The organism is Streptomyces sp. NPDC001315 (assembly GCF_042896175.1).
Lineage (GTDB): Bacteria > Actinomycetota > Actinomycetes > Streptomycetales > Streptomycetaceae > Streptomyces.
On record NZ_JBIAWZ010000047.1, the window covers coordinates 1 to 10,314 of the forward strand.

The window sequence follows — 10,314 nt, forward strand, 5'->3', positions numbered from 1 at the left end:
AAGCTACCTCGCCGGTCTCCACCTTCGCGCCTCGATGATCTGGATCAAAGATCTCACGCGGGCCGCCCGTTGATCACAATCGAATACACGCCCTAGCCCCGGCCCGGGGACCCCCGCCGGGGGAAGTTCTCGCTGCGCTCGAGGAACCCCGCAGGTGCTGGCGTGAGCTGTCCTCGCAAACTGCCCCGAACTCGATGCCCTTACCGGCCACGTCCGGTCTTTCGCCCAGATGCTCACCGAGCGCCAGGGCGAACAGCTCCAGCAGTGGCTCCATGCCGTCCACCAGGACGACTTGCCCAGCCTGCACACTCTCGCCGCGGGCATCGACCGCGACCGCGACGCCGTCATTGCCGGTCTGACCCTGCCCTGGAACTCGGGCGTTGTCGAAGGACACGTCAACCGGATCAAGATGCTCAAACGCCAGATGTTCGGCCGAGCTGGCTTCACTCTTCTGCGCAAACGTGTGTTGCTGTCGGGATGAGCCCCTTGCCCAAAATGACCGTCAGCGGTGATCATGACGGCTATGGACAGTGGGCCCCACGGCGAGACACCCAACAGCAGTGTTCCTCAGCCGGAGTGGACCGAGAGGGTGTACCTGCAGACTGTTGACGCGGACGGCGGCATACAAGAGGTCATCATCCAAATCGGCAAGCCCTCTACCGCGATGGTCGAGCTTCTTGACGATCAATTCCGAACGGCTTTCAGAGGGACTGACTACCTCGACTGCCTCACCCAGGTCCGGAAGCAGCTGGAACACAAGGGCCGGTTGCTCTGCTGCCAGGGGGCTCGCCCCAATGTTCACCCCTCCGGGCAACTGCGGCAATTCACCAACGGGCGTCAGGCGTACGTGCTTCCTTCGGGCACCCACGATGAAGCCCATACGACAGTCGACATCTTCGCCCCCGTGCTTCCCGGCAACGTCGTAAGCCTCGACGACCAGCGCATATCAGTTATCAGCTACTGGAACGCTCGGCACCCACGAAATCAAATCTGACTTGCCATGGGCCCTGGTTACTCACAGTGTCCGTTTCACGGAAAGCGAGCCAGAACCGCTACCCGTGAACAAAGCCAGCCAGGACGCGGGTGGGCTGCTGTCAGTGGTAGCCGTACCCGTAGCTCTCGGCAGCGGCCTCCAGGTCGGCCAGGTCCTGCGGCGGGTCGGCGGAGAGGGTCTGGTCGACGTTGGTCCGGGCGGCGGTGAGTGTGGCGAGGGCCGGAGCGGTGAGGCCGGCGGCCAGCGCGCCGCGCAGCAGGTTGCGGCGTTTCGTCGGGTCATCTCCATGGTGGGACTCCGTGCTGAGAACGGCGATGTCCTCCTAGACACCTCACGTTGCTATGCCGTCAAGTTCTAGGGATGAGTCCTCCGAACGCGGCGCGGTCGTAGAGCCGTTGGTGCCACTCGTTGGCGTTGGGTTCAGGTTGGTTGGTGAGCACGGGGTTCGGGCCGGTCTCGATGAGGTGGAGGAGCGTCCAGGCGACGCCGTAGCAGTCGTCCGGGCCGAAGCAGGAGACGAGTGCCCGGGCTTCCTCGCCCGTGACCGGTTTCGGGATCGCGTTGAGCTGCTGGACGCGTCTGTCGATCTCTTCTTCGCTCGCGTCCCAGTCGGGAAGCGGGCCGTCGGCGACGAAGGTCTGCACTTCGGGTCTCATGGGCGAATGATCGGCTTCCGCTGCCACCGCGAGCAAGGCGTCTTCACTGGTCACGCGGCTGGTGCCTCTGCCGACGACGGCGCGGGGAACGCCGACTGTTCGTCGAAGAGGTCCTGCTTCTGGAGGCAGTGGTAAAGCTGTCCGATCATGCGGTTGAAGAGGTTGCGCTGGGCGGCTGCGTGCCAGTCGCCGTGCTCGCGTCGTCGCCACCGCCAGTCCGCCGCCTGTTGGGCGCAGCAGGTACCGGCTTCTAAAGCCCTGATCGTGAGCCTGCGCAGCCACTGCGCATTGCTGTGGCCTGCTGCGCTCGAGTCCGGGTGCCTCGTGGCGCGACTGAAGCTGCTGTCCATTGCGCAAGCCCCGATGGTCAGTTGACGGAAAGATCTTTGGCTGTCGCCGCGTCCTCACCTGCCCCTGGTGTGCAGCCGGTGGCGAGCCAGCTGCGCAGAAGTGGCGGTGGGCTGCGCAACGCCGTGACCTGCAATGGTCGGGTTTGTGGTCGGGCTCCTAGCGGTCGTGGGCGGGCCGGTGGTCGGGGCATTGCGCAGACCTGGCGCAGCGCCCGGTCGCGGTCCGCGTTTCGGGCGGGCTCTGAGGGGGCGCCGGCGCCCCCCGGGGGCGTGGTCTGCCTGCGCCCATGGGTGCGGCGTTCGGTGGCGCGGTAGGCGAGGTCGGCGCGGTATGTGGTGGGGTCGCCGTTGCGTATCACCTCGCGGGTGATGGTCGAGGTGGGATGGTCGAGACGTCTTCTCCGTGTAGGCGGGGCTGTTGGTTAGTCCCGACGCGGTCTGCTGGCGTTCTGGCTGGGTGAGTCTGCGGCCCGGCATCGCGGTCTCCTTCGTGCCGTGTCGTGCTCCTTGGATGCCTCCGGTGTGGCGTTCATTTCCAATCCATTGCAACGCAGTACGTGGAGGTTGTTGCATTAAATGGCAACCATTGCAACAATTTCCTGGCCTTCAACTGCAGTGATGATGATTTCGTGCAACGAGTCTGTTGATGGACCTTTGAATGCAACGTAGCTTTTCCGTCATCGGAAACGACGAGTCACGGGAGAGCGCGATGCAGAAGTTCGACACCCCGCCCCGGTCTCCGCGGTCCTGGACATCCCCGCGGGACGCATTCAGTTCATCGCCGCCGACCGGGCCGACACCACGGTCGAGGTCCTGCCCGCCGATCCCTCCAAGAGCCGCGACACCAAGACCGCTGAGCAGACAGAGGTCGCCTTCGCCGACGGCGTCCTGCGGATCACGGCCTCGGCCCCCGGCAGTCAGCTCGTCGGTCCCTCCGGGTCCCTTCAGGTCACCGTTCAGCTGCCCGCCGGCTCCCGCATCGAGGCCAGGGCGGCGAGCGCCGAGCTCCGCGGTGTCGGACGGCTCGGCGATGTGGTCTTCGATGGCGCGTACCGGCAGATCAAGATCGACGAGGCCGCGAGCGTGCGCCTCACTGCGGTCGACGGCGATGTCGAGGTCGGCCGGCTGGGCGGCCCCGCTCAGATCAGCACCGCAAGGGGTGACATCCGGATCGCCGAGGCCGTGCGCGGCAGGGTGGTGCTGCGCACCCAGTCCGGTGACATTTCGGTCGCAGCTGCCGCCGGTGTCTCGGCCGCCCTGGACGCCGGCACCGACTACGGCCGCGTCAGCAACGCCCTCAACAACGATGGCAGCGCCGAACTCGACATCCGCGCCACCACCTCCCGCGGCGACATCACCGCCCGCAGCCTCTGACCCACCAGCCCAGCCCCAGCCGAGCGCGCACCCGGGGGGAGGTGGCCGACGGTGCTGCGCAACCGGTGCCGGCCGGACTGCGCAGCCTGCCCTGCGGGGGTGGTGGGCTGCGCAATGGGCGTCCGGCAGAGGCGGGTTGCGCAGTCGGTGCGCAGTCGGTGCGCGATCGGCTGCGCAACGCCGTGACCTGCCATGGTCGGGTCTGTGGTCGGGGTCCTGGTGGCCGTGGTCGGGCCTGTGGTCGGGTGCACTGTGCAGGTCTGCGCAATGCGCGGTCACGGGTGTGCGGAGTGCATCCAGCTGACTCTCCGGGCGGGGTCGTGGACGGGACGCCACACGGGCGCGGAGGGGCCGTTGTGCAGCAGGTCGACCAGCGGTGCGGCCAGGACGGGCACCTGGCGCAGGAGGCCGGACAGTGCCAGGTCCCTGGCGGCCGCGTGCAGGGCGTTGATGCGGGTTTCGATGCCGGTGGGGCCGGTGCCGTCCAGGACGAACAGCAGCCGGGGAAAGAGCGGGTAGCGCCGCCGCCAATCTTCCTCCACCGGCTCCTGGTTGAACGACCGGCGCCGCCCGACGGGTACGGCCGCGTAGCGGTGGAGGCGCTCATAGGCGCCGAGTTTGGCGGCGAGGCGTTCGGGGCCCATGGTGGCCCGGTCGACCTCCACGAACGCCCGCAGCATCGCACCCCCGTCCCCGTCACCGGGGCCGCGCCGGTAGTACAGCAAGGCGTCGGGGATGACAGCCTCTCCGCCCCCGACGGGGTGGTAGACCTCCGGTATCCAGTCCAACGGCTGGCACAAGTCCCCGCGGTGGCGGGCGTCCTGGAGGAAGGCGAGCGCGGTCTCGGTCACGGTCAGTCCGTGGCCGACACGCAGCCGGACGGCGGTCGGATCGGCCACCTTCTTCGGCGGCCGCCGTCCGCGCAGCTCCGGCCACTCACCAGCGATCGCCACGCCGTACTCGGTGGGAAACCACACCCGGGTACGCCCGGCCCGCGGCAGAGTGATCCGGTCGACCAACCCCTCCTCACGCAGCTTGGCCAGCCGGCGCCGGGTCTGCTCGATCCGCACCCCCGGCGCGATCACCAGATGCATTTGCTCGGTCGTGGCCATCCGGTACTGCACCAGCACCGCCAACGCCAGCCTGTCCCCGCCACCCGCATCCACATTCGTCATCGTCAACCGCTCCCGTACAAGGGCGACGCCGTCCCTTTCCGGCGCCGCGCGTACGCACCACGGCAGCAGCCGGCCCCGACCGGAACGCCGACCACGAAGGCCCGACCACGGTCACGATGCGACAACACCGCCCCCGACCGGGCCGTAATCCCCGCCTACATCCCCGCCGACAACTGCCCGCACCCTCCCGCACGATGGCGGCGTATCCGCAGGTCACCACGCCCTTCTGGTCGTGGTCGCCAGCCCGACATCCCCCTCTGCACACCCCCGCGCCCCATGACCAGGAGAAAGAAGGTGAAGGGGACGGGCGGGGCGGGGTGGGCGTGCCGTCGGGGGATCGGGGCGGCCTGGTGTCCGTTGCGCGTCGGCGGCCGCCTTCGCGCAACCCTCCGCTGCAGCCCCCGGCCTGAGGGGCCGTGAGGAGCCCCGGAGGCATGCCCGACGGCAACTCCCGGGCCAGACTGATGGGGATTTCTGAATTCGGCCAGGACCGCTCGTCGCCTCACTCGGTCCGGGGTTCAACGGAGTGAGGAGCTTCAACGAGCACCGCGCGTGATTCCGGCCGGGGCCACCCGGGGCGTGGAGTGTGCGAGGCGTGGCGGGACGGCCAAGGGGGTCGTCAGGGTTCCATGCAGCAGCCGTCTACGCTCTCTTGGTATGCAGCGCAGCGGGGTCACGCGGGACGACGGCACGTGGGTGGGCCTGTCCTTGGACGTACAGGACCGCCACCAGCCGGGGCTGTGCGTGTTCAGTGCCGGGCCGCGACTGCTGATCTCCCAGCTCTCGCGGCCTGTGCTGCTCGCCGTTGTCGACGAGCACCTCCAGGGCGTGGATTTCTGGCGCACCGACGCGTACCGCTCCTTTGTCCCGCCGCTGCGTGCCGATGTGGCGCGGGCCCTGGCGGGCAGCGCACAACGGTGGGCTCACCGCTTCGCGCAGTACCTCATCGACTCGCCGGACAGCCCGTTGCACGAGGGCCGGTGGCTGCTCTCGTGCGAGAGTCCGCTCCTGCACTGGCGCCACGCCGACGCTTCGCATGCCGAGTACTGGAGCTCGATGCTCGTCGACGGTCATCCGGACGGATACATCGACTGGTTCATCCATTCTCATTCGTGGGAGGTCTTTCCGCTGCGGCCGATGCCCGATGCCGACGACAGCCGGGTCAAGGCGTACCGCAAGCAGGCCCGTGAAGGAACGCTCCCACCCGTCCTGTTGTGGTGGGTCAGTGGCCTGGACTGCCATCTGATCCTGGACGGTCATGCGCGGCTCGCCGCGGCGATCGCCGAGTCCGTCGAGCCTCCGCTGCTGCAGTTGCACCGCACGGTGCCGCGCGACGACCTGAAAGAGCGCGTCGGTGAGGCCGTGCGCTTCTACGAGGACGAACTGGCACGCTTCACCGAACTCCGCGCCGTCCACGGCCCCACCGTCCCGGACGGCGCCGCCACGGCCGGCCCACAGCTCGTCCGCCTCCTCCACGACCTGAACACCGCGGAACAGCCGACCTGGGCCTGGCCCCTACCCGGCGGGGAGGACCAGTGGCGTTGCACCGCTCGCGAGGTGACAGCCGGCCGCGACTGGCCCTCTATCTGAGTCCTGCCGAACCCCTCCCACCAACCGTCACGTCCGGGTACACCTCCGTACCACCAGGGGCGCGCGCACCGCGACAGACGTGGGGAGATCCACTGAGCAGGTCTGGGGCCACCGCCAAGCAGGAGATGGCCCATTTCATAGAGCGCCATCAAGACACAGGTTCTGTGAGGGCTGTCGGGGCATGGCGCTGGAGACGTCCGTGTCGTACAGGGCGCGGGCCTCGGTGACGGCACGCTGCCAACTGCGCGCCACCCCGCCGTGCTCGCGTGCGAGACGCGCGGCGAGTCCTCGCCGGTAGCCGCCTTCCTGGCGTAGCGCGGCCAGGGCCACACGCACCGCCCGCTCACGCTGCGCCCGGTCGGCTCCTCCGGTGGCGGGGCTGCCCGGCGGCCGTCCCGCGCGGCCCAGCCGTCCGGTACCGATCTCCTCCTGCCAGGCCGCCCAAAAGGCTTCGACAGCCTGCTGATCGAAGTAGTGCGTGCGTCCCACCGTGTGTACGACCTCGGGATGCCGGCGCTGCTCTGGCTGCGTATGACGCTCCGCGTACCAGCGTGCGAGGGTCCCGGCCGACGCACCCGTCAACTGCCGGATCCACGCTCGGCTGACCACCCACCGGCCCTGGTGCACCAGGCGCAGCGGCGTCTCGTCCGGCACGACCATCTCCCCTCGTTCCCCCGCCCGGAGCGCAGCAGCACTCCCGGCATAAGACGACAGCCCCTAGAGTGCCGTGTCAGGCAACGTTCGCCCTGGTGACGATCCAGCGTAGGCGCTCGTCGGCGGCGTGGACTACAGACGTATCAGCCCAGATGCCGGGCGAAGAACCGCAGCGAGTCGTCCATCTCGAACGGCGGCAGATCTCCGTGCTTGCCGGGGTTGGCGTGCAGTGTCTTCTCGGCTGAACCGATGGCATCGAACAACGCCAGGCTCTGTGCACGGGGCATCCGCTCATCGTCCCACTGGACCAGAAATTGCACCGGCACGGTGATCTGCGCGGCGGTCCCGGCCAGCGCGGGCGACCCTTGCAGGCCCAGCACCGCGGCGCGGACTCGAGGTTCTGCGGCGACGAACGGTATACCGAACGCGCAGCCCAGCGACACGCCCCAATAGCCCACCGGTCCGCCGCCGATATGGTCGAGTTGCTGGACTGCGGTCAGGACCGCTTGCCATTCCGTGACGGTCTGCCCGGCCACGAGCGTGTACATGGCGGTGTCCAGCGCAGCCGTGTCCTCTCCGGCGGCCATACGCGCCCGGTACTCGGTCGCAATCCGGTCGAACTCCTCGTCCGTCGGCCGCTCGCCGTGGTTGGGCACGTCGAGCGCGGCGACCGCGAACCCGCCCTCGGCGGCGAAGCGATGCGCGCGGGCCAGGATGCCGGGGGCCTTCTTGTGTTGCCCGCCGCCGTGTCCCATCAGGATCAGGGGACGAGTGCCGTGGGCGTCTTTCGGCGTCCACAGCACGCAGGGGATCTCGTCGAGGGTGAAGAGCTGCTCGGTCACGCCGCCCAACGACGTCTTGGAGATGAACCGCATAGCGTTTCAAGCCTTTCGGGATACCTACTGCAGGCGCTCCCTAAAGAGGCCCCCGCCAAAAATAGAGTTGCTCTGGCAACCTAGATTTTCGACGAGGGCCCCTACTTCCCATCTACGTGTTCACTTCCATTTCCAGCGAAAGCACACCCCACGTGGTTTGCCGGACTCAGAAGCGATCACCCGAGTGGCACTCGCGATCAGATCGCAAGCAATCCCTCAGGGCAGACCCTAGGCCTGGTCATCGTTCTCATCTCCTTTCCTTTGCTTCATTTCCGGAACATTGGTCCGGCAGCCTGTATCCGCGGAACACACTCGAATCCGAACCCACCCTCTGTATATCGGAGCATGGGTCAGCAATCCATCCCAGTGCTGGAAGGGCGTCTATTCAGCTGTAACAAGACGCCCGACCCTCGGGCTAATCTCCCTCCTACATGGCACTACCTCCTTTCCTGTTAGAAACCCAACCTTGGACCGGTTATGTGAGCGGCAGCACAGTAAAAGTCAAGCTGCCAGTACTGCGTGCAAGATGGTGTTGCAGTGTTGCTGTTGAGTTGTTTTTCTCCCTGCAGCCAAACGTGTCGCCTTCGTATGGCTGGCCATCTCCAGAGGTTGCCTTCATGCAGTGGTTGTTCCGCTCCCGCGGATCAGGGTGTTTCCTCTCCCCTCCTCAGCGCTGCCTGGTGCGGGCCGACCGCGTTTTCACGGTCGACCCCACCATCGGCAACGATGCCACTCCGTTCCCGATCCTCAAGCTCAGCCCAGTCCGAGAGAATCTCTCCCAGAAGGGCTTCCTTTTCGATCAGCGAAACTTCGCGGCTGAGGGCTTCGGCATCAAGACGAAGCAGTCTTTCAAGCCCCATCGTCGCCTTCCTTCTCAGTCGATGCTCTCGATCAGCCTGGCAATCGCAGGATGCTCCCGCATGCTGCGCAGTGCCTTGTTCTTGTATGTGCTGACCGTATGTGGTGTGAGACCGAGTTCTTTCGCGATCTCGGCTGGCTTCATGCCCTCATAGAAAAAAAGTACGAGTACCTTCTTCTGTTTCTCGGGCAATTCATCCAGGACGCGTCGCAATACCATCTCCTCCTCCGTAAAGGATTCGAAGGCGTGCTCACCGTCGTTCTCATCGATGGGCACATGACGCGGTCTGGTGGCCATTTTCCTGCGATGCGAAGTGATCTCATTCGAAACGGCCCGCTCGGCATACTTAGTAAAATCCAAGAAACCGAACGGCGCATTCCCTGCCCTTAAATTCTTGAGCAGACGAATGCATACATCGTGAATGAGCTCCCTTGCCTCGCCGTGACCACCCAGGGCCCAAACCGCCCGCCGTACAAGGCGGTCGATGTTCTCGCGGTACCAGGAGACGAAAACGTCCTCCGGACCGAGGGGCCCCTCCTGCGCGGTCGCCTCACCGTCTACGTCGACGGCCTGGCGGGGCACCAAAGCCTCGGGCTTACCCTCTGCACCCCGTTGCTGGGGCACAGCGGCAGCCTCCGGCTTGCGGCCGCATGGTGGCGACATGCCAGCAACCTCTCTGTTCAGATTTCAAGGACAGTCACCACACCGTGAGGCGAGGGACCGGCTCACCGCCTCCGCCCCATGAACCTCGAAGCGACGCGCTGAACACCCCCTTCAACGCACGGGATTCAGAAACCTCAACCGCCCAGGTCAACCGCCTCCGCAGCCCCTCTCCTCTGCTTCCACTCCGCAGAACAAGAGTGAGCCGGCCCGTCCATCGGACGAACCGACCCACACAAGGACCTTGCATACTGCGGTTAGCCCAGATGCGCCCGGACCCGATCACCCACCAACTTGGCCACCTCCACCACCGAGTCCAAGACCACGATCACGAACGCCGCCGCCAGCAACAGATGCGGCTGCTCCGACTTGCCAGAGAGCAGAGCGAGCAACGAGCTCGTCACCCGCCCCGTGATCCACACCACCGCCCGAGGAACCGTCGCTGCCCGGGGGATCTTGACCCCGACGACGATGCTGCCGTCCATTTCGCTGCGCCAGATAGCCTTGGCCTCCCTGATGTACGCACAGGCCTGCCGTACGAGCGCCCACAGACCACCCAGGACATCCATCGACACATCCGTTGCCAACAGCACAACGGCGGCGAGCTGCAAACCCTCGTGCAGCTGCTCGGAATTGGGGAGGAACTGCACACCGATTGCGGCAGCTCCGGCAATCCGGGCCATCAAACGACCACGGAATGACTTCTGATTGGAATTCGATCCAGTGGAATTGCCTGTGCTTTTCTTCGTCATGCCCAGTACTACGAGCATTACGTAAGAACCTCAATTCCCGGACAGCTTCTTGCAACGGTCCGGATACTGGAGGAGACGGTCAACCACAGACAAGTCATCATCCCAGAATCAATCTGCAACACAGAATGACGCAAGCTGTTCAGTTGTCAATCTTCAAGTCAGGCTTCCACTAGTCAGAGGAACCGCTCTTCCTGGCTGGTGGAGTGATGAGGCGCTTTGTTCGACGCTTGAGAACCCAAAACCTCAACACCCCGCCCCTGACACCCTTTCAGCCGCACTGTGACAAATCCGTTGTCGAGCACTGGATGAGTGAAGCGCTGACCCGGGGATTTAGTGATCGTTTCAGGATTTTTGGCCGTGGGTGTGGTGAGGCTG

10 protein-coding genes and 4 pseudogenes are annotated in these 10,314 nt (G+C 65.9%); 4 read left to right on the forward strand and 10 right to left on the reverse strand.

From position 1 onward, the window contains the following. Positions 1-169: 169 nt before the first annotated feature. Together ACFY16_RS42790 and ACFY16_RS42795 are read left to right on the forward strand one after the other, a co-directional pair. Positions 170-481 (forward strand): annotated as a pseudogene (locus ACFY16_RS42790) (transposase); the annotation flags it as partial. Between the two features lie 108 nt (positions 482-589). Next, positions 590-994 (forward strand): hypothetical protein, encoded by a 405-nt coding sequence (locus tag ACFY16_RS42795; RefSeq protein WP_390652642.1) that lies wholly within the window; start codon positions 590-592, stop codon positions 992-994. A 347-nt stretch (positions 995-1,341) separates the two neighbouring features. Here the strand turns inward: ACFY16_RS42795 and ACFY16_RS42800 are convergent, their stop codons facing one another. From ACFY16_RS42800 to ACFY16_RS42810, 3 genes and pseudogenes are all read right to left on the reverse strand, one after another. Continuing rightward, positions 1,342-1,650 (reverse strand): hypothetical protein, encoded by a 309-nt coding sequence (locus ACFY16_RS42800; RefSeq protein ID WP_390652643.1) that lies wholly within the window; start codon positions 1,648-1,650, stop codon positions 1,342-1,344. Between the two features lie 50 nt (positions 1,651-1,700). Further along, positions 1,701-1,856, reverse strand: a pseudogene (locus ACFY16_RS42805) (IS110 family transposase); the annotation flags it as partial. A gap of 356 nt (positions 1,857-2,212) precedes the next feature. Then, positions 2,213-2,477: pseudogene (locus ACFY16_RS42810) on the reverse strand (MarR family transcriptional regulator); the annotation flags it as partial. Between the two features lie 232 nt (positions 2,478-2,709). Here ACFY16_RS42810 and ACFY16_RS42815 point away from each other — a divergent pair. Further along, a pseudogene (locus ACFY16_RS42815) lies at positions 2,710-3,374 on the forward strand (DUF4097 family beta strand repeat-containing protein). A 275-nt stretch (positions 3,375-3,649) separates the two neighbouring features. Here the strand turns inward: ACFY16_RS42815 and ACFY16_RS42820 are convergent. Beyond that, on the reverse strand, positions 3,650-4,549 hold the full coding sequence (locus ACFY16_RS42820; protein ID WP_390652644.1) for a replication-relaxation family protein: 900 nt from the start codon (positions 4,547-4,549) through the stop codon (positions 3,650-3,652). Between the two features lie 657 nt (positions 4,550-5,206). Here ACFY16_RS42820 and ACFY16_RS42825 point away from each other — a divergent pair. Beyond that, positions 5,207-6,139, forward strand: coding sequence for a hypothetical protein (locus ACFY16_RS42825; RefSeq protein WP_390652645.1), 933 nt, complete (start codon positions 5,207-5,209; stop codon positions 6,137-6,139). Between the two features lie 135 nt (positions 6,140-6,274). Here ACFY16_RS42825 and ACFY16_RS42830 read toward each other — a convergent pair whose 3' ends face one another. The 6 genes from ACFY16_RS42830 to ACFY16_RS42855 all read right to left on the reverse strand — a co-directional run. Continuing rightward, positions 6,275-6,793, reverse strand: coding sequence for a hypothetical protein (locus ACFY16_RS42830; RefSeq protein WP_390652646.1), 519 nt, complete (start codon positions 6,791-6,793; stop codon positions 6,275-6,277). Positions 6,794-6,936: 143 nt separating this feature from the next. Beyond that, positions 6,937-7,668 carry a dienelactone hydrolase family protein gene (locus ACFY16_RS42835; protein WP_390652647.1) on the reverse strand — a complete coding sequence of 244 codons (732 nt, stop codon included), beginning with the start codon at positions 7,666-7,668 and terminating at the stop codon, positions 6,937-6,939. Positions 7,669-8,312: 644 nt separating this feature from the next. Further along, complete coding sequence (locus tag ACFY16_RS42840; protein ID WP_390652648.1) at positions 8,313-8,528, reverse strand: hypothetical protein; 216 nt, start codon at positions 8,526-8,528, stop codon at positions 8,313-8,315. Positions 8,529-8,542: 14 nt separating this feature from the next. Next, the gene (locus tag ACFY16_RS42845) at positions 8,543-9,151 is read right to left on the reverse strand and encodes a sigma-70 family RNA polymerase sigma factor (RefSeq protein ID WP_390652649.1); all 609 of its coding nucleotides are present in this window, start codon (positions 9,149-9,151) and stop codon (positions 8,543-8,545) included. Positions 9,152-9,444: 293 nt separating this feature from the next. Next, complete coding sequence (locus ACFY16_RS42850) at positions 9,445-9,957, reverse strand: hypothetical protein (protein WP_390652650.1); 513 nt, start codon at positions 9,955-9,957, stop codon at positions 9,445-9,447. A gap of 155 nt (positions 9,958-10,112) precedes the next feature. Beyond that, positions 10,113-10,314, reverse strand: a 202-nt coding sequence (locus ACFY16_RS42855) for a hypothetical protein (RefSeq protein WP_390652651.1), incomplete at its 5' end; no start/stop codon positions are given.

What these genes read in the sequence shown, in the direction of transcription:
- ACFY16_RS42800 (WP_390652643.1), bottom strand. Translation starts at nt 1,650, where the DNA reads ATGAGACCCGAAGTGCAGACCTTCGTCGCCGACGGCCCGCTTCCCGAC.
- ACFY16_RS42825 (WP_390652645.1), top strand. Translation starts at nt 5,207, where the DNA reads ATGCAGCGCAGCGGGGTCACGCGGGACGACGGCACGTGGGTGGGCCTG.
- ACFY16_RS42840 (WP_390652648.1), bottom strand. Translation starts at nt 8,528, where the DNA reads ATGGGGCTTGAAAGACTGCTTCGTCTTGATGCCGAAGCCCTCAGCCGC.
- ACFY16_RS42850 (WP_390652650.1), bottom strand. Translation starts at nt 9,957, where the DNA reads ATGCTCGTAGTACTGGGCATGACGAAGAAAAGCACAGGCAATTCCACT.
- ACFY16_RS42835 (WP_390652647.1), bottom strand. Translation starts at nt 7,668, where the DNA reads ATGCGGTTCATCTCCAAGACGTCGTTGGGCGGCGTGACCGAGCAGCTC.
- ACFY16_RS42820 (WP_390652644.1), bottom strand. Translation starts at nt 4,549, where the DNA reads ATGACGAATGTGGATGCGGGTGGCGGGGACAGGCTGGCGTTGGCGGTG.